We start from the raw sequence: 14,763 nt of genomic DNA on the forward strand, positions 1-14,763 counted from the left end.
GGGTTCGCGACCCGGCATGATGGCCTCATGCGAGCAGTGGTACAGCGAGTGGACGGCGCGAGCGTCGTCGTGGAAGAGGACGACGGGCAGCGGACCGTCGGCGAGATCGAGGGCGAGGGCCTGTGCGTCCTCGTCGGGGTCACGCACGAGGACACCAAGGAGAAGGCGGCCCAACTGGCCCGCAAACTCTGGTCGGTGCGGATGCTCACCGACGAGAAGTCGTGCAGCGACATCGACGCGCCGCTCCTCGTGATCAGCCAGTTCACCCTCTACGGTGACGCCCGCAAGGGCCGCCGCCCCACCTGGAACGCGGCGGCGCCCGGCGAGGTGGCCGAGCCCCTGGTCGACGAGGTCGTGGCGCAGCTCAGGGCGCTCGGCGCGACCGTGGCGACGGGCCGGTTCGGGGCGCGGATGCGGGTGTCCCTGACCAACGACGGCCCGTTCACGGTGCTGCTGGAGATGTAAGGGCCGGGGCGGCGGCCCTACGGCTCGACGACGACCTCCTGCGCCGCCGCCGTCGTCTCCACCATCAGCTCGGCGTCGACCGGCACGTTCCGCTTCACCAGCGCGAGGGCGATGGGGCCCAGCTCGTGGTGGCGTACGGCCGTCGTCACGAACCCGATCTTGCGGCCCTCCGGACCGTCCGCCGCGAGCCGCACCTCCGCCCCGTGCGGCGGCAGGTGCACCTCGCTGCCGTCCAGGTGGAGGAAGACCAGGCGCCGCGGCGGCTTGCCCAGGTTCTGCACGCGGGCGACGGTCTCCTGCCCGCGGTAGCACCCCTTCTGCAGGTGGACGGCCGAGTCGAGCCAGCCCAGCTCGTGCGGGATGGTGCGGTGGTCGGTCTCGAAGCCGAGCCGGGGCCGGTACTGCTCGACGCGGAGCGCCTCGTGCGCGAGCAGCCCGACGGCCGGGCCGTGCTCGCGCGCGTACGGTTCCAGGTCGCCGCGGGGCAGGAAGAGGTCGCGCCCGTACGGGGTCTCGCGCACGGCCACCCCGTCCGGCACCGGCGCGATGGAGCCGGCCGGCAGGTGCACGACGGCGAACGCGGCGGTGCGGTCGGCGACGTCGACCCGGTAGAAGAACTTCATCGACTCCAGGTACGCGACGAGCGCGTCCTGGGTGCCGGGCTCCACGTGCACCCACGTCGTCGTGCCGTCGTCGACGAGGTACAGGGCGTGCTCGATGTGGCCGTTGGCGGTCAGGACCAGCGCCTCGGTCGCCTGCCCCGGGGGCAGGTCGGAGACGTGCTGGGTCAGCAGCAGATGAAGCCAGCTCAGCCGGTCGTCGCCGGTGACCGTGAGCACGCCGCGGTGCGAGAGGTCGACGACACCCCTGCCGTCGGCGAGGGAGCGCTGCTCGCGGAAGAGGTCGCCGTAGTGCGCGGCGACGCCTTCGTCCACGCCTTCGCCGGGGACGGCGCCGGGCAGGGTCAGCAGGGGACTGCTCGTTGAATGTCGCTGCATGGTCACCCACACTACGACGAGCCGCCGGACCGGCTTATTCCTGCGCGGCCTCGTGGGCCTCGGCGCACTTCGCGCAGCGGCCGAAGATCGCGAAGTGCTTCAGATCGGTGTCGAAGCCGAACTGCTCGCGCAGCTTGGCGGTGAACTCGGCGGCCACGCCGACGTCGGCCTCGATCACGTTCGTGCAGTCCCGGCAGACCAGGTGGATGTGGTGGTGCCGGTCGGCGAGGTGGTAGGTGGGCGCTCCGTGGCCGAGGTGCGCGTGCGAGACGAGCCCCAGCTCCTCCAGGAGTTCGAGCGTCCGGTACACCGTGGAGATGTTCACCCCCGACGCCGTCCTGCGCACTTCGCCCAGGATGTCGTCGGGGGTCGCGTGCTCCAGGGTGTCCACGGCCTCCAGGACAAGCTGACGCTGCGGCGTCAGCCGGTAGCCGCGCTGCCGCAGATCGCTCTTCCAGTCGATGCCCTCGGTGCTCACCACACCGCCGAGTCTAGCGACCGGCTCCAGGGCCTACTTGAAGAAGGCGATGCCGTCGTCGGGCATGTCCGGGAGGTTGCGCGCCATCTCGGCGACCTCCTCCGGCGTGACGACCTTCTTGAGCTGGGCCGACATGTAGGGGCGCAGCGGAACCTCGGGGGTCTGCTTCTCACCGACCCACATGAGGTCGCTCTTCACATAGCCGTAGAGCCGCTTGCCGCCGGTGTACGGGCCGGAGGCCGCGGTGCGGGCGACGGCGTCGGTGGCCAGGTCGATCTGCGGCTTCTTGTCGGCCAGCTCGCCGTACCAGACCTCGACGACACCGTCGTCGCGGACCATGACGACCTCGACCTTGCGGTCCTTGTCGATGCGCCAGAAACCGGCCTCGGACTCCAGGGCCCGGACCTTGTTCCCCTCCGCGTCGAGGATCCAGCTGTGCGAGCGGTACTCCAGGAAGTCCCGCCCGTCGTGGGTGAAGGAGACCTCCTGCCCGAAGTTGGCCTTCTCGGCGCCGGGGAAGTCGGTGACGCCCGCGCCCGCCCAGTCGCCCAGCAGGAACGCGAGCGGCAGCAGGTCGGGGTGCAGGTCGGACGGGATCTGGATCATGAGCGGTTCAGACGTCTCTCGGTGGAGTGTCGTACGGGACGTACGGGGATCAGCGCTGGCCCTGGTACAGCTTCTTCACGGTCAGCCCGGCGAAGGCGAGCACGCCGACGCAGACCAGGACAAGGAGAGCGGAGAAGAAGGCCTCAAGCACGGGGTGCTCCTCGGTGAGCGGGATACATACAGAGCCGGGCCCCACTGTAGTCGGGTGGGGCCCGGCGCTCTCGGTGAGGTCCGCCGCACGGGGCGGGCGGGCTCAGCCGAGGAGCTGGTTCTGCAGGACGACCGTCTGCCGGAAGGGGACCTTGGGTGTACCGCCCTTCCCGGACTGCACGACGAGGGCGATCACGTCCCCGGCCTCGATGTAGGCCTGGCGGACCCGCTCGGCGCCGTAGGGGCGCACCTCCTCGTAGACGCTCAGCTTGGTGTACTGCACCGGGGTGCCGATGTCCCCGGTCCAGGAGACGTCGTCCTCGGTGTAGGGGGCCCCGACCAGTGCGGCGGCGTTCCCCGCCGTGTTCGCGGCGAAGGCGCGCGCGAAGGCGCCGGTGTTGAAGCGCAGCAGGTAGATACGGGTGCGGGTGCCGTCCGGCATGGTCCAGCCGCGGGCCGCCACGTGCCGCAGGCCGTTCTCGTTCAGGAACAGCGCGAGGTCGGCGCGGGCGTCCTTCTCGTAGGCCTTTAGGTAGGTCGCGGTGGGCAGCCAGCCGTCCTTGCCGGCCAGCTCCTTGTCCTCGGTCGCGCCCTTCGGCGCCGGCAGCACCAGTTCGCGCAGGTCCGCGAAGTGCTCCTCGCGGGTGTTCCCCTCCGCGAAGGCGGCCGGGGCGCCCTTGGGCAGCGGCGGCTTCACCGGCGCCGGGTACTCCCAGCGGCCGTCGCCCCGGGTGGCGAGCCCGGGAAGGTCCCCGCGGGTCTGCCGGGTGACCTCGTACGCGGTCCCCGCGCCGGCCACGGCGAAGACGACGACGGCGGCGGTCCAGCGCAGGGCTGCCCGCAGTACGCGGCGGTCCTTGCGCACCGGGGCGGGGGCGGGATCGGTGCCGGGCGCGGGTGCCGGCGTGGGAACGGGCCGGGGAGGCAGGCCGGAGCCCGGCTCGGGCTGCTCGATCGTCTGGCTCATACGGATTCCCCCCGGGACGCGATGTGGTCCAGCTGTGCGGCCATGAGCGTCGCCACGGAGCGTCCGTCGATTGCCCTGGGCGCGTAGGCGGTCATGGTGACAAGGAGGTCGTCCTCGTAGGCACTGCACAGCAGCATGTCGAGCTTGGTGCCGCCGGTGCGGGGCGCGAGGAAGCAGTCCGCGTCCTTGTGTCCCTTGACCGCGGGGCCCTTGGCGAAGGTGCCGAACGCGCGCAGGAGATCGGTCCGGAACTCCTTGAGCGCCCGGCCCGCGCGCCGGTTCTCCACCCGGGCGAGCTGGACCTCGACGACCGTGTACTTCGTGGTGTCGGAGACCCAGGACCTCGTGGTGTCCCCCGAGGCGTAGCTGCGCATCGCGAGGCCCGTCGGCTTCAGCTTGTCGATGGCCTTGCGCTGGTCCTCACGCTGGCGGGCGGGCAGGTCGTCCGCGCTCTTCTTGAAGCGGGCCGCGACCTCCGGCCCGGTGATCGCCTCGTCGTTGCCGAACTCGTCGATGTCGGGTCCGGGGACGTACCCCTTCGGCATCGGCAGCAGCCGGCCCGCGAGGTCGCCCTCCTTGCCGGCGACACCGCCGGCCCGCTGCTTCTGCTGCTCGGGCTCGCCCCACACCGTGGTGGGGACGGTGCGGTCGGCCGCGTCCACCGTCAGCACGGTGAAGCCGGTACCGCCCGCGACGGCGAGTACGACCGCGCACGTGGCCACGGCGGCGAGCAGGCGTCGCTTCTTGCGCGCGGCAGGGGCCTCGGGAACCACCTGCGACGGCGGGGACATGTCGTTCACAGGCGCTCCAACTGCCGCTCGGCGAGCCGCATCGCGGTCTTCTTCGTGATCGGCCCGCTGTCGTAGAGCCAGATGTCCATGACGATGTCACCGCGGACGGCGAGCGCCCTGGCCTGGTACATCGGCAGATAACCGGGTTCGGTGCTCGGGTGGTCGAAGACGTAGACGCGGCCCTCGGCGGTGCCGGGGATCGGCTCCCCGTCGTTGCCCGCCCACTTCTCCTCGCTCATGTAGCTCCGCTGGCCGCTGCAGAACCCCCGGGAGCCGAGCCGCTCGGCGTCGCGGAACTGGATGAGGTGGATCTCGGTCGCGGCGTGGCCCTTCTTCCAGGCGGACGAGGCGGCCCGGCGGAAGGAGCCGTTGGACAGCTCGCGGAACATGTGGTCCGGGTCCTCGAAGTCCTTCGCGTAGCTGTACTGGTTGCGCCAGCCCTGCGCCGTGTCCGCCTTCTGCACGCCCGCGGGGCGCGGGAGGAGCAGCTTGCGCAGGTCGCCGTCGGTGCGGGCGCGGCGGTCCCCGGTCGCGGCGAACGCCTGCGGCGCCGACCCCCCCTCCTGCGCCACGGTCCGCGCGGCGAGCGGAGGCAGCGGGTCCGGGTCGCGCCCGGCCTGCACGATGTACCCGGTGCAGACCCCCGCCACCACCCCGAGCACGGCGGCGCAGGCGATCAGCGCGGTGGTGCGGCCGCGGCGGCGGCGCGGCGGGCCGGGTGGCACGGGCGGTTCCGCAGGCGGTGCCGGGAGCACCAGGTGCGGAGTCTGTACGTCGTCCAACGGGTTCCCCCCACGGAACACGAGGCACGGATTCCGTATCCGCGCGCACAGGAGACCCACAAGAACCCGTGCAGGTTGCACGGAAGCAGATAACGAAAGGGCTTCACCCGGCAGCTCAGGGCCGGGGCGGGCGCTTCTTGCCGTCCAGTTCGTCCCACCACTCGTCGGAGCGCGCGTCGCCCGAGGGCTCGTCCCACCAGCGGTCCTCGGGGCCGCGGCGGTTGGCGACGATGGCGGCGGCCGGCGGGATGACCATGGCGACCACGCACATGGCGACGGCCGCGGGCACGGACCACAGCCGTACGACGGCCCAGGCCAGCACGAACAGGCCGATGCACAGCCCCATCATGGCGAAGTACAGGTGCTTGCGCCGCGCGTACATGTCCTCAGCGTAAGCCCGGTCCCAAGAGGGCGGGCAAGCCGAAGGACCGCACCCCGTACCAGTGGCGTCCAACCCCCGGGGGTGCGGCCCTTCAGCCGTTCGGTGCGCGTCGCGGCGCCGCCGTCACACGGCGATCGCGACCTCCGCGAGCCCGCCGGTCTGCGCGACGACCGTACGGTCCGCCGTGCCGCCCGGGACCAGCGCGCGCAGCGTCCAGGTGCCCTCGGCCGCGTAGAAGCGGAACTGGCCCGTGGCCGAGGTGGGGACCTCGGCGGTGAACTCGCCGGTCGAGTCGAGCAGCCGGACGTAGCCGGTCACCGGCTCGCCGTCGCGGGTCACCTGGCCCTGGATCGTGGTCTCACCGGGCTTGATCGTCGAGGCGTCGGGGCCGCCGGCCTTCGCTCCACACATGACTGAACTCCTAGGCAGGGAAGGGGGTTACTTGTTGGCGCCGAGCTCGATCGGCACGCCGACCAGCGAGCCGTACTCGGTCCACGAACCGTCGTAGTTCTTCACGTTCTGCTGGCCGAGCAGCTCGTGCAGGACGAACCAGGTGAGCGCGGAGCGCTCCCCGATGCGGCAGTACGCGATGGAGTCCTTGGCCAGGTCGACCTGCTCGTCGGCGTAGAGCGCCTTCAGCTCGTCGTCCGACTTGAAGGTGCCGTCGTCGTTGGCGTTCTTCGACCACGGGATGTTGCGGGCGGACGGGACGTGGCCCGGGCGCTGCGACTGCTCCTGCGGGAGGTGGGCCGGGGCGAGCAGCTTGCCGGAGAACTCGTCGGGCGAGCGCACGTCGACCAGGTTCTGGCTGCCGATCGCGTTCACCACGTCGTCGCGGAAGGCGCGGATCGAGGTGTCCTGCGGCTTGGCCTTGTACTGGGTGGCGGGGCGGTTCGGCACCTGCGCGCCGTCGACAAGGTCGCGGGAGTCCAGCTCCCACTTCTTGCGGCCGCCGTCGAGGAGCTTGACGTCGCTGTGGCCGTAGAGCTTGAAGTACCAGTACGCGTACGAGGCGAACCAGTTGTTGTTGCCGCCGTAGAGGACGACGGTCGTGTCGTTGGCGATGCCCTTCTTCGACAGCAGCTCCTCGAAGCCGGCCTGGTCGATGAAGTCGCGCCGGACCGGGTCCTGGAGGTCCTTGGTCCAGTCGATGCGGATCGCGTTCCTGATGTGGTTCTTGTCGTACGCCGACGTGTCCTCGTCGACCTCGACGATCGCCACGTTCTCGTTGTCGAGGTTGGCCTCGACCCAGTCGGCATCGACCAGGACGTCGCTGCGGCTCATGCTGTCTTCCTCCGGGGCAGTTACGGCGGGGCATGCGGAATTCGGTGCGCAGAACGGGCGCGGGGCGACCCCGAGCCGGAACGGTCGGGATGACCGGCTCAAGGGGTCCGGGAGAAGGCGGGGGCCGGCCGAGTGGCTGGGTGTCCCGCTCAGACAGTGCGACAGAGCATGGCGGCGACGCGGCACAGGTCTACTGCCCGCCGCTTCGTGAGGTCCGCCTGTCGCTTCATGCGTCCGATCGTAGGGACGCATCGGTGGCCGTGTCACCGCCGTGTCGGATGTTGAGACGCAATCATCCATATGATGAGATCGACGCCGCTCCGGGAGCGCGTCGGCGGCGGTCCGGCGCGGTGCGGGCGCCGCCGGCCGCTACAGAGTGGACGACGCCGTCTCGGAGTACGGACGTCGCACCCGCTCTCCGCGCTCCGTCCGCCGGGTTCCCTACCCGACCAGGTCGAGGCCGGAACCCTTCACCGTGATCTCGACGCCGTCCGTGACGGGTGCCACCTTGTCCAGCGCGATACCGGCCGGGAGGTTGTCGATCGCCTGCTGGAAGTCGGTGACGGCGCGGACGCGGCCCTCGGCCAGCTCGAAGGCGCCGGTCTTGGGCAGGCTGTCCGCGCGGGCCGAGACCTTGCCGTCGGCGACCTTGATGCTGCTCAGCACGGTCGGGTGCAGGGTGCCGACCGGGGTCGTCACGGTGACCGCCACCTTGACCTTGTCGCCGCCGCCGTAGGAGAGGCCGTCGATCCGCGCGGTCACGCCCGGCGCGACCTGGGCCGCGTCCTGCTTCTTCACGGCCTTCAGCAGCTCGGCGTAGGAGATCCGGGCGGTACCGGTGGCCGTCTCGGCCGTCGCCGAGCTGAAGCTGCTGTCGAACTTCACCCCGTGCATCTCGGCGTCCAGGTCCGCGATGCGGATGCTGTCGCCGCCGCTCTTCGCGTCGTAGTCCTTGATGCCGATGCGGACGTCGTCCAGGCTGCCGGCCGCGACCTGGGTGAGGAACGGGAAGCCCTCGATGTCCACGTCCGGGGTCTCGGCCAGGCCCTCGCTGGTGCGCAGCTTGTCGGCGGCCTTGTTCTCGGCGAAGTTCACCGCCACGCGGTCGGCGATCACGAAGAGGCCGCCGACGATGACGACGAAGATCAGCAGTATTCGCAGTGCGCGCATGGCCTTGGGGCTCCCCCACGTCTGTGTGTCCCCGGCGCTCTGTGTCCCCCCGCCGGGGCGCGTTTCTGCGGGCGAGCGTACGTGGCCGCTGCCGCGGGGGGTCGGGGGTGGGCCGGGTTGTGCCCAAGTTGTCGATCAGCTGAGGGCGTCGGGCGAGCGCCATGTCCGGCTGCGCCCGGTGGGGACTGCCCCTGGGGCATGCGGTTTCGCCGCAGCCCCAGGGGCCCGATGAGATGGCGCACGAAGTGCGCATCTCAGGGGCGCGGGGAACGGCGCGACCAGCCCCCGCCGGGCCGCACTCGAAGGACCTGTGAACGAGCGGCTAGCTCAAAGCCCGGCCGAGCAGATACACCGCCGGAGCCGACGCGGCGAGCGGAAGCGCCACGCCCGCCGTCATGTGGACGAACCGCGACGGGTAGTCGTACGCGGCGACCCGGTGCCCGACCAGCCCGCAGACCCCCGCCCCCAGACCGAGCAGCGCCCCGCCCGCCCCGAACTCCGTCACCCCGCCGACCGCGACCCCCGCCCCGGCGGCCGCCAGCAGCGACACCACCACAGAGGCCGCCGTGGGCAGCGGCAGGGCGCGGGCCACGACCGCGACGGCCACCGCGGCCCCGCCGACGGTGACTGCGTCCGGCTCCGCCGCCAGCTGCCCGGTGGCCACGATGGCGAGCGCCGCCGAGGTGACGGTCGCCATCAGCCCGTACATCCGCTCGTCCGGCGACGCGTGCGAACGCAGCTGGAGGACGAGCGTGAGCAGCACCCAGACCCCGAGCGTGCCGAGGATCGCGGCGGGCCCGTGCTCCCGCCCCGCCGCGAGCAGCGCGATGTCCGCGACGACACCGCCCAGGAAGGCGAGGGCGATGCCCTGCCGGGCGGGCCACATGCCGTTGAGCCGGAACCAGCCCGCGGCCGTGACCGCCTGCAACAGCACCAGCGGCACGAGCAGCGCGTACGGGCCGACGGCGGCGCCGCCCGCCAGCAGCAGGCCGAGCCCGGCCGTGAGCGCGGCGGGCTGGATGCCCGGCTCTATGACCGGCGAGCGGCCCTCGGCACGGGCGCGCTGGGCGTCGGTGACACGGGCGTTGCCGGTGGTGGTGGCGGCGCCGTAGGCGGGTTCCGCGACCGGTCCGGGCACGGCCGCGGCGACCGGCGCCGGGGCGGGCACCGGTTCGGGCGTCCCCCACTCCTGCTGCCGGGCCGGCTGCGGCGGCAGATACGGCTGCGGGGCGGGCGCCTGGGCGGGCTGCACCTGGGTGTCCCAGGTCTGCCCCTGCCACTGCTGCGTCTGCGGGTCCTCGTACTGCGACCCGCCGTACGGCTGCTGCTGCCCGCCGTACGACTGCTGCTGCCCGCACTCCTGCTGCCCGTACTGCTGCTGCCCGCTCCCGTAGGACTGACCTTCGTACGACTGCCCGCCGTACGACTCCTGCCCGTACGACTGCTGGCCGTACGGCTGCTGCCCGCCGTACGGCTCCTGCCCATGGGTCTGCCCGGCCTCCCCGTACAGCCGCCCGTACTGGTCGTACCGGTCGTACGGCGGCTGTTGCGGATACTGCTGGTCGTTGCTCATCGGGGTCACCCTCCTGCGAACGGCGGGAGCACCTCGACCGTGCCGCCCTCGGCAAGCCGTACCGTCTCATGCCCGCGCGTGCCCACGGGGTCCCCGTCGATCAGGAACGAGGAACGCTGGAGCACCCGGACGAGATCGCCGGGGTGCCGTTCGCGGACCGCCGTCAGAGCCGCGGCCAGGGTCTCCGCGTCGTACGGTTCCTCCGCGACGCCGGCGGCCGCCTTGGCCGCCGCCCAGTAGCGGATCGTGCCCTGAGCCATGTCGGCGACTCCTCATCCTCGTGTGCGGTCGGCGTCCTATTGTGCGGCACCCGCCGTCGCGGCCCACGCCCCGATCCGGTGGAGCAGCGCGTCGCTCGCCGCGTTCTCCGCGTGCCCCATCCCCGGCTCCAGCCACAACTCGGCGCCGCCGTCCGCCGCCGCGGCCAGCATCCGGGGGTGGTCGACGGGGAAGTACGGGTCGCGGTCGCCGTGCACGATCAGCAGCGGCGTCGGCGCGATCAGCGGGACCGACTCGACCGGCGACAGCGGGACCGGGTCCCAGACCCCGCCCGACCAGGGCTGGATGCGGGTGCGCAGGCCGAGGCGGCCCACCATCCGGCCCGTCGGCCGCGTCACCACCCAGTGCAGCCGCCGCATCGGCGCCGTACCCCGGTAGAACCACCGCGCCGGGGCGCTGACGGCGACGACCGCGTCCGTGCGCGCTTCCGTGCGCCCCCGGTGCGATGCCGCGTGCCGCAGCACCACAGAACCGCCCATCGAGAACCCGACCGTCACCACGCGCGCGTGGCCCGTCTCGCGCGCCCACGCCACGGCCGCCGCGAGATCGAGCACCTCGCGGTCGCCGACCGTGGAACGCCCGCCGGAGCGCCCGTGGCCCCGGAAGGAGAACGTGACCACGGCCGCACGCTGCGCGAACACGCCCGCGGCGCGCCGTACGTGCGGCCGCTCCAGATCCCCGGTGAAACCGTGTGCGAGCACGATCACCGGGCCCTCGCCGGGCACCGGACCCGGCGCGTACGCGGCGTCGATGGCGATACCGTCCTGTGTACGCAGCATCACGCGCCGTGGTCGTTCAGTGATCGGCCGCACAGAAGATCCGCTCTTTTCACCTGCCCGACCCCAAGTCATGTGGGCTATTGTGCTGGGCAGAGGACTCGGGCAAAGCAGCCCCCGGGTCCTTTTGTGCTTTCACGAGCGGAGCACCACCAGCACCACCAGCACCACGAAGCAGTGCCGCAAACGTCCTCGCAGGGACCGAGGAGGAACCAGACGTTATGGGCGAGCGAACCGTGCACGAACACAGGACGACCCGGGCAGGTGGGGCGCGATGAGTTCCTTGCTGCTCCTGACCAACGCCCTTCAGCCGTCGGCGGAGGTGCTCCCCGCCCTCGGCCTGCTGCTGCACACCGTGCGGGTGGCCCCCGCCGAGGGACCCGCACTCGTCGACACCCCCGGTGCCGACGTCATCCTGATCGACGGACGCCGCGACCTCCCGCAGGTCCGCAGCCTCTGTCAGCTGCTGCGCTCCACCGGGCCCGGCTGCCCGCTGGTCCTCGTGGTCACCGAGGGCGGCCTCGCCGCCGTCACCGCCGACTGGGGCATCGACGACGTCCTGCTCGACACCGCGGGCCCGGCCGAGGTCGAGGCCCGGCTGCGGCTCGCCATGGGCCGCCAGCAGATCGTCGCCGACGACTCCCCCATGGAGATCCGCAACGGCGACCTCTCCGTGGACGAGGCGACGTACAGCGCGAAGCTCAAGGGCCGGGTCCTGGACCTGACCTTCAAGGAGTTCGAACTCCTGAAGTACCTGGCACAACACCCGGGCCGCGTCTTCACCCGCGCCCAGCTGCTCCAGGAGGTGTGGGGCTACGACTACTTCGGCGGCACCCGCACCGTGGACGTCCACGTCCGGCGGCTGCGCGCCAAGCTCGGCCCCGAGCACGAGTCGCTCATCGGCACCGTGCGCAACGTCGGCTACCGCTTCGTCACCCCGGAGAAGCCGGAGAAGACCGCCGACAAAACCGCCGAGAAGAAGATCGAGAAGACGGACGCCGACCGGGACGGGACGGGCGGGGGCGCGGCCAAGCCGGACGAAGCGGACACCCCCGCCGGGGTGCGCGCCGCGGCCGTCACCGCCGAGCCCTAGGAACGCTCCGCACGCCCTGCCCAGGGCGGGTTCCATCCGCGTAGACTCCGCGCGTGGCCAAGGTGACTCGGGACGACGTGGCGCGACTGGCGGGTACTTCGACCGCCGTCGTGTCCTACGTGATCAACAACGGACCCCGGCCGGTCGCCCCGGCCACGCGTGAGCGCGTGCAGGCCGCCATCAAGGAGCTGGGGTACCGGCCCGACCGGGTCGCCCAGGCGATGGCGTCGCGCCGGACCGACCTCATAGGCATGATCGTGCCGGACGCGCGCCAGCCGTTCTTCGCGGAGATGGCGCACGCGGTGGAACAGGCCGCGTCCGAGCGCGGGAAAATGGTCCTGGTCGGCAACTCCGACTACGTCGGCGACCGCGAGGTGCACTATCTGCGGGCCTTCCTCGGCATGCGGGTCTCCGGTCTGATCCTGGTCAGCCACGGGTTCAACGACCTGGCGGCGGCCGAGATCGAGGCGTGGGACGCCCGCGTCGTCCTGCTGCACGAGCGCCCCGAGGCGATCGACGACGTCGCCGTGGTCACCGACGACATCGGCGGCGCCCAGCTCGCCACCCGCCACCTGTTGGAGCACGGGAACGCGTACGTGGCGTGTCTCGGCGGCACCGCCGAGACGCCGTCCGTCGGCGACCCGGTCTCCGACCACGTCGAGGGCTGGCGCCGCGCGATGCAGGAGGCCGGCTGCCCCACCGAGGGCCGGCTCTTCGAGGCGCCGTACAACCGCTACGACGCCTATCAGGTGGCGCTCGGGCTGCTGGCCGGGCCGGACCGGCCGCCGGCCATCTTCTGCTCCACCGACGACCAGGCCATCGGGGTGCTGCGGGCCGCGCGCGAGCTGCGGATCGACGTGCCGGGCGAGCTGGCCGTCGCCGGGTTCGACGACGTCAAGGAGGCGGGGCTGACCGATCCGCCGCTGACCACCGTCGCCTCGGACCGCTCGGCGATGGCGCGGGCCGCCGTCGACCTGGTGCTCGACGACGGGCTGCGCGTGGCGGGATCGCGACGGGAACGCCTGAAGCTGTTCCCGTCGCGCCTGGTCGTGCGTCAGTCCTGCGGCTGCGCCTGAGCCGTCCGCCGCGGGCTCAGAACAGCAGGTTGTACTGGTTGAACCCGGTGCCCAGGCTCCTGCGCGCCCCGAACAGGTCGCTGGAAGCCTTGCTGGTGCCCGGGTAGAGCCACAGCGTGCCGCCCGAGTCGCGGGCCATGACGTCGGCGACGCCGTCCCCGGTCACGTCGCCGTTGGTGGCGTACGCCGTGAAGTTCCAGCCGGTACGGGCCTGGATGCGCGCCGCCCACGGGGTGTGCTCGACCTGGGTGCCGCGGTACAGGTACAGCACACCGGAGCTGTTGCGCACGAGCAGGTCGGTCTTGCCGTCGCCGGTGAGGTCGCCGCGGCCGAAGACCTTGACGCCCTTCCAGGACTTGTCGACGACCTTGACCTTGCCGTAGAACTCGCCGTCGCCCTTGCCCGGGTAGAGGTACACCGAGCCGTCCGCGTCGACCGCGACGAGGTCCGGGCGGGCATCGCCGGTCAGGTCGCCGGGCACGGCGTACGACTTATAGCCGCCCCACACCGAGGTGATCTGCTTCCATGCGAACGCGTCGGTGCCCGCGTCGTAGGCGTCCCGGTACAGCTTGCCGTCGACCGAGTCGCGGACGATCAGGTCCTGGTAGAAGTCCCGGTCCAGGTCGGCCTGGAGCGCCCAGGCGGAGGTCTCCCAGCCGTTGCCGAGGTAGGCGCGGGTGGCCAGCGAGGTGCCCTTGCTGTCGTGCTCGAACAGGCCGCCCGAGGGGGTACGGCCGACCAGGTCGGCCCGGCCGTCGAAGGACATGTCCGTGTCGTCGACGCGGGGCTGGGCGGCCCAGACGTACGGGGCGACCTTCGTGAAGACCGGGTAGGCGCCCTTGGCGGTGCAGCCCGCGACGCCCCACGAGACGATGCCGACGACCCGGCCGCCCACGACCACCGGGCCGCCCGAGTCGCCGTTGCAGGGGCTCTGCGTGCCCTCGTCGGTGCCGGTCGCCGGGGTGCCGGCGCAGAACATCGAGCCCTCGACGAAGGCGTCCTCGCCTAGCACCGTGCGCAGCGCGCTGTCGCAGGTGGAATCGGCGACCATCGGCAGCGTGGCCTTGCGCAGCGTCGCCGACAGGTCGGCGCCGTCGGCGCCGGAGGTCAGACCCCAGCCGTAGACGGTGGCAGAGGTGCCACCCTTGTACGAGGCCGTGTCGTTGCTCTGGGTGAGCTTCAGCCACTGCTGTTGCAGCGGGCGGTCCAGGGTGAGCACCGCGATGTCGCTGTGGACGGTGTCGGCGTCGTACCCCGGGTGGTTCCACTGGCGCCAGACACCGGCGACGGTGCCGGCCGCGTCGTCGAGCAGTCCGGAGGCTCCGGCGACGACCGCGCCGTTCGCCGTCCAGTCCAGGCCGGCGACGCAGTGGGCGGCGGTGAGGACCTTGTTCGGGGCGACCAGGGCGCCGCCGCAGAAGTAGCCCTCGTCGGTGGCGCTGTCGTAGTAGGAGAGCTGGACCATCCAGGGCGCGGACGAGATCGGCGTCTGGGTGCCGCCGATGATGAAGGGCGTCGCCTTCGGCTTGGTCCGCGGGGTCGCCTGGCTCCTGGCGGCCTCGGTCACCCGGTGGCGCAGCTCCCGGTCGGGGGCGGCCGGGGCCGGGTTCACGGACCGGGCGGCGACGTTCGCGTCGGGCAGCCCGGGCGGGATGTCCGCCGCGCCCGCGGGCTGCGCGGCGAGGAGACCGGCGCAGCCGAGCGCCAGTGCGAGGGCGGCCGAGGCGGTGGCAGTGCGTCTGCGACGGCCGCGAAGGGCACGTATCACTCAAGGCTCCTGATGAGGTGACGTTGCTTGGTGCGGGGGGGAGCGCGAGGTGGGGGGCGCGCGGGGATCGTAGGCACCTCGCGCCCCCTGGGACACGGGGTTCGCGGCTGCCCCGCGGAGTATTG

18 protein-coding genes are annotated in these 14,763 nt (G+C 72.1%); 3 read left to right on the forward strand and 15 right to left on the reverse strand.

Annotated features, from left to right (window positions below):
* Nucleotides 1–27: 27 nt before the first annotated feature.
* Nucleotides 28–465, forward strand: a complete 438-nt coding sequence (gene dtd, locus ABZY33_RS13400; RefSeq protein WP_356491668.1) for a D-aminoacyl-tRNA deacylase — start codon at nucleotides 28–30, stop codon at nucleotides 463–465.
* A 17-nt stretch (nucleotides 466–482) separates the two neighbouring features.
* Here dtd and ABZY33_RS13405 read toward each other — a convergent pair whose 3' ends face one another.
* The 14 genes from ABZY33_RS13405 to ABZY33_RS13470 form a co-directional block, all read right to left on the reverse strand.
* Entirely contained in the window at nucleotides 483–1,463 is a 981-nt protein-coding gene (locus ABZY33_RS13405; protein ID WP_356491669.1) for a glycine cleavage T C-terminal barrel domain-containing protein, read from the reverse strand.
* A 34-nt stretch (nucleotides 1,464–1,497) separates the two neighbouring features.
* Nucleotides 1,498–1,944: a transcriptional repressor gene (locus ABZY33_RS13410; RefSeq protein WP_356491670.1), complete on the reverse strand. Its 447-nt coding sequence runs from the start codon at nucleotides 1,942–1,944 to the stop codon at nucleotides 1,498–1,500.
* A 30-nt stretch (nucleotides 1,945–1,974) separates the two neighbouring features.
* Nucleotides 1,975–2,547, reverse strand: a complete 573-nt coding sequence (locus ABZY33_RS13415; RefSeq protein WP_356491671.1) for an FABP family protein — start codon at nucleotides 2,545–2,547, stop codon at nucleotides 1,975–1,977.
* A 253-nt stretch (nucleotides 2,548–2,800) separates the two neighbouring features.
* Nucleotides 2,801–3,664, reverse strand: coding sequence for a hypothetical protein (locus tag ABZY33_RS13420; RefSeq protein ID WP_356491672.1), 864 nt, complete (start codon nucleotides 3,662–3,664; stop codon nucleotides 2,801–2,803).
* Nucleotides 3,661–4,464: a hypothetical protein gene (locus ABZY33_RS13425; RefSeq protein WP_356491673.1), complete on the reverse strand. Its 804-nt coding sequence runs from the start codon at nucleotides 4,462–4,464 to the stop codon at nucleotides 3,661–3,663. The genes ABZY33_RS13420 and ABZY33_RS13425 overlap by 4 nt, the downstream gene beginning before the upstream one ends.
* Complete coding sequence (locus ABZY33_RS13430; RefSeq protein ID WP_356491674.1) at nucleotides 4,461–5,180, reverse strand: hypothetical protein; 720 nt, start codon at nucleotides 5,178–5,180, stop codon at nucleotides 4,461–4,463. Before ABZY33_RS13430 ends, ABZY33_RS13425 begins: the two co-directional genes overlap by 4 nt.
* 172 nt (nucleotides 5,181–5,352) lie before the next feature.
* Nucleotides 5,353–5,619, reverse strand: coding sequence for a DUF3099 domain-containing protein (locus tag ABZY33_RS13435; RefSeq protein WP_356491675.1), 267 nt, complete (start codon nucleotides 5,617–5,619; stop codon nucleotides 5,353–5,355).
* A gap of 123 nt (nucleotides 5,620–5,742) precedes the next feature.
* Nucleotides 5,743–6,030 (reverse strand): DUF1416 domain-containing protein, encoded by a 288-nt coding sequence (locus tag ABZY33_RS13440; RefSeq protein ID WP_127832476.1) that lies wholly within the window; start codon nucleotides 6,028–6,030, stop codon nucleotides 5,743–5,745.
* 27 nt (nucleotides 6,031–6,057) lie between these two features.
* Nucleotides 6,058–6,903, reverse strand: a complete 846-nt coding sequence (locus tag ABZY33_RS13445; protein WP_356491676.1) for a sulfurtransferase — start codon at nucleotides 6,901–6,903, stop codon at nucleotides 6,058–6,060.
* A gap of 149 nt (nucleotides 6,904–7,052) precedes the next feature.
* Nucleotides 7,053–7,133, reverse strand: coding sequence for a putative leader peptide (locus tag ABZY33_RS13450; RefSeq protein ID WP_350203226.1), 81 nt, complete (start codon nucleotides 7,131–7,133; stop codon nucleotides 7,053–7,055).
* A gap of 211 nt (nucleotides 7,134–7,344) precedes the next feature.
* Complete coding sequence (locus tag ABZY33_RS13455) at nucleotides 7,345–8,073, reverse strand: DUF2993 domain-containing protein (protein WP_356491677.1); 729 nt, start codon at nucleotides 8,071–8,073, stop codon at nucleotides 7,345–7,347.
* A 322-nt stretch (nucleotides 8,074–8,395) separates the two neighbouring features.
* Nucleotides 8,396–9,646 carry a hypothetical protein gene (locus tag ABZY33_RS13460; protein ID WP_356491678.1) on the reverse strand — a complete coding sequence of 417 codons (1,251 nt, stop codon included), beginning with the start codon at nucleotides 9,644–9,646 and terminating at the stop codon, nucleotides 8,396–8,398.
* A 5-nt stretch (nucleotides 9,647–9,651) separates the two neighbouring features.
* Nucleotides 9,652–9,906, reverse strand: coding sequence for a MoaD/ThiS family protein (locus ABZY33_RS13465; RefSeq protein ID WP_356491679.1), 255 nt, complete (start codon nucleotides 9,904–9,906; stop codon nucleotides 9,652–9,654).
* A 36-nt stretch (nucleotides 9,907–9,942) separates the two neighbouring features.
* Nucleotides 9,943–10,704, reverse strand: a complete 762-nt coding sequence (locus ABZY33_RS13470; protein ID WP_356491680.1) for an alpha/beta fold hydrolase — start codon at nucleotides 10,702–10,704, stop codon at nucleotides 9,943–9,945.
* Nucleotides 10,705–10,975: 271 nt separating this feature from the next.
* Here ABZY33_RS13470 and ABZY33_RS13475 point away from each other — a divergent pair, with 271 nt between their 5' ends.
* Together ABZY33_RS13475 and ABZY33_RS13480 are read left to right on the forward strand one after the other, a co-directional pair.
* Nucleotides 10,976–11,794 carry a response regulator transcription factor gene (locus ABZY33_RS13475; RefSeq protein ID WP_356491681.1) on the forward strand — a complete coding sequence of 273 codons (819 nt, stop codon included), beginning with the start codon at nucleotides 10,976–10,978 and terminating at the stop codon, nucleotides 11,792–11,794.
* Nucleotides 11,795–11,847: 53 nt separating this feature from the next.
* Nucleotides 11,848–12,870, forward strand: coding sequence for a LacI family DNA-binding transcriptional regulator (locus ABZY33_RS13480; RefSeq protein ID WP_356491682.1), 1,023 nt, complete (start codon nucleotides 11,848–11,850; stop codon nucleotides 12,868–12,870).
* A 16-nt stretch (nucleotides 12,871–12,886) separates the two neighbouring features.
* Here the strand turns inward: ABZY33_RS13480 and ABZY33_RS13485 are convergent, their stop codons facing one another.
* Nucleotides 12,887–14,638 (reverse strand): trypsin-like serine protease, encoded by a 1,752-nt coding sequence (locus tag ABZY33_RS13485; RefSeq protein ID WP_356491683.1) that lies wholly within the window; start codon nucleotides 14,636–14,638, stop codon nucleotides 12,887–12,889.
* Nucleotides 14,639–14,763 lie beyond the last annotated feature (125 nt).

The organism is Streptomyces sp. NPDC006552, from assembly GCF_040611655.1.
Taxonomy (GTDB): Bacteria; Actinomycetota; Actinomycetes; order Streptomycetales; family Streptomycetaceae; genus Streptomyces.